This is a genomic window from Bradyrhizobium sp. (assembly GCF_049798375.1).
Classification (GTDB): domain Bacteria; phylum Pseudomonadota; class Alphaproteobacteria; order Rhizobiales; family Xanthobacteraceae; genus Bradyrhizobium.
The window spans coordinates 1-2,483 of the sequence record NZ_JBARGP010000250.1 but is presented as its reverse complement, the minus strand read 5'-3'; the positions used below and the strand labels follow the sequence as shown (position 1 = coordinate 2,483).

Annotated in this window: 2 protein-coding genes; both read right to left on the bottom strand. The window is 66.9% G+C overall.

Annotation, left to right across the window (positions count from 1 at the left end):
• Window positions 1-54: 54 nt before the first annotated feature.
• Window positions 55-1,350, bottom strand: a complete 1,296-nt coding sequence (locus tag WA702_RS10575; protein WP_425110464.1) for an MFS transporter — start codon at window positions 1,348-1,350, stop codon at window positions 55-57.
• 100 nt (window positions 1,351-1,450) lie between these two features.
• A partial coding sequence (locus WA702_RS10570; RefSeq protein ID WP_425110463.1) for an acetyl-CoA C-acyltransferase occupies window positions 1,451-2,483 on the bottom strand: 1,033 nt, incomplete at its 5' end.

Genomic DNA, 2,483 nt, shown 5'->3' with positions numbered 1-2,483 from the left:
CGTCGGATCAAGGATGCGGTGATGGTCGGCACTCGGACGGCCATCACCTCCTCGCTAAGCCGGAGCCGTGGCGGCGACCGGCTTGGGCTGGCGGGCGATCGAGATCGCCAGGACGGCCGCGATCAGGCAGAGCGCGCCGGCGACGAAGAATGCCGGCAGATAGCTTGCGAGCAGCGTGCGCGACAGGCCTGCGCCGAAGGCCGCGGCGCCGGCACCGAGCTGATGGCCGGCGAAGATCCAGCCGAACACCAGATTGGCGCGTTCCGGCCCGAAGCGTTGCGCCGTCAGGCGCACCGTCGGCGGCACGGTGGCGATCCAGTCGAGCCCGTAGAACATCGCAAACAGCGACAGGCCGTAGAACGAGAAATCGGTGAAGGGCAGGGACACCAGCGACAGCCCGCGCAGGCCATAATACCAGAACAGCAGCCAGCGATTGTCGTAGCGGTCCGACAGCCAGCCCGAGAGGATGGTGCCGAAGAAGTCGAAGATGCCCATCGCGGCGAGCAGGCTCGCGGCCTGAACCTGCGGAATGCCGAAGTCGAGGCACATCGGGATCAGATGCACCTGTACCAGCCCGTTGGTCGAGGCGCCGCAGATGAAGAAGGTCGCGAACAGGATCCAAAATACCCGCGACTGCGACGCATCGCGCAGCGTGCCGAGCGCAGCCGCCATGATCGGCGCGTGGGTCGCCGGCGCAACGGCGAGCGGCTCGCTGCTCTTGTCGCCGTAAGGACGCAGGCCGAGATCGCTCGGGCGGTCGCGCATGATGAGCAGCACCGCGGAAGCGGAGACACCGAGCAGGACGCACATCAGCGACAGTCCGACCCGCCAGCCATACTGATCGGTGATCTTGGCGAGCAGCGGCAGGAACACGAGCTGTCCGGTCGCGGTGCTGGCGGTGAGGACGCCAACCACCAGACCGCGCCGCTCGGTGAACCAGCGGGTCGCGACGGTGGCCCCCAGCACCAGCGCGGTCATGCCGGTGCCGAGGCCGATCACGACGCCCCAGAGTGCCACGAGATGCCAGACCTGCGTCATGCCCAGCGAGAGCAGCAGCGCAGAGACGACGACGACCTGCGCTGCCAGCGTAACGTTGCGCAGGCCATAACGGTTGAGCAACGCGGCCGCGAACGGCGCCATCAGTCCGAACAGGATAAAGCGGATCGACAGTGCCGAGGAAATCTCCGCGGTGCTCCAGCCGAATTCATGCTGTAGCGGGACGATGAAGACGCCGGGAGCTCCAACCGCACCGGCCGTGATCAGCGCGGTGAAGAAGGTCAGGGCAACCATGGCCCAGCCGTAATGGATGTTGCGGCGGGCAAGCGCAGCCGCGAGCCAATTGGAGATCATCGATCCTCGAATGCGTGGCGTGAGTGGTTAAGTACGATCTTGACCCAGGAGGCGTTCGACTGAAATGACAAACTTCCCTCAGTTTCAGACATCAGGGACATCAGCCCGCCTTGCGCTCGACCGCGATCGCCGTGGCCTCGCCGCCGCCGATGCATAGCGCCGCTACGCCGCGCCGTAAATTCTGCGCTTCCATCGCGTGCAGCAGGGTCACGATCAACCGCGCGCCGGTGGCGCCGATCGGATGTCCCAGCGCACAGGCGCCGCCATTGATGTTGAGACGATCGCGGGGAATGCCGAGATCGCGCTGCGCGGCCATCGCCACCACGGCGAACGCCTCGTTGATCTCGAACAAATCGACGTCGCCGACGCTCCAGCCGACCTTGTCCAGCAGCTTGCGGATCGCGGGGATCGGCGCCGTCGTGAACCATTGCGGCTCCTGGCTGTGGGCGGCATGGCCCTTGATCTCGGCGATCACAGGCAGGCCGTCGCGCTCGGCGCGCGAGCGCCTGGCGAGCACCAGCGCGGCAGCGCCATCGGCATTGGCCGAGGAGGCGGCCGGCGTGATGGTGCCGTTGCTGCGGAACGCAGGCTTCAGCGATGGGATCTTGGCCGGATCGACCTTGAGTGGATGCTCGTCATTCCCGATGATGCGCGGACCGGATTTCTCGACGATGGTGATCGGCACGATCTCGGCCTTGAACGCGCCACTCTCCACCGCCTTGCGGGCGCGGGTCAGCGTCTCCACAGCGTAGGCATCCTGATCGGCGCGCGTGAACTGATAGGCCTCCGCGGTCGCCTCGCCGAAATCGCCCATCGAGCGGCCGGTCTCATAGGCGTCCTCCAGCCCGTCGAGCATCATGTGGTCGAGGATGCGGTCATGGCCGGCGCGGTAGCCGCCGCGCGCCTTGGCCAGCAGATAGGGTGCGTTGGTCATGCTCTCCATGCCGCCGGAGACCACGATCCCGGCCGAGCCGGCATGGATGATGTCGTGGGCCAGCATGGTCGCCTTCATGCCGGAGCCGCAGACCTTGTTGATGGTGGTGGCACCGGTGGCATCGGGCAGGCCGGCTGCGCGTGCCGCCTGGCGGGCCGGCGCCTGGCCTTGCCCGGCTGGCAGCACATTGCCCATGAAC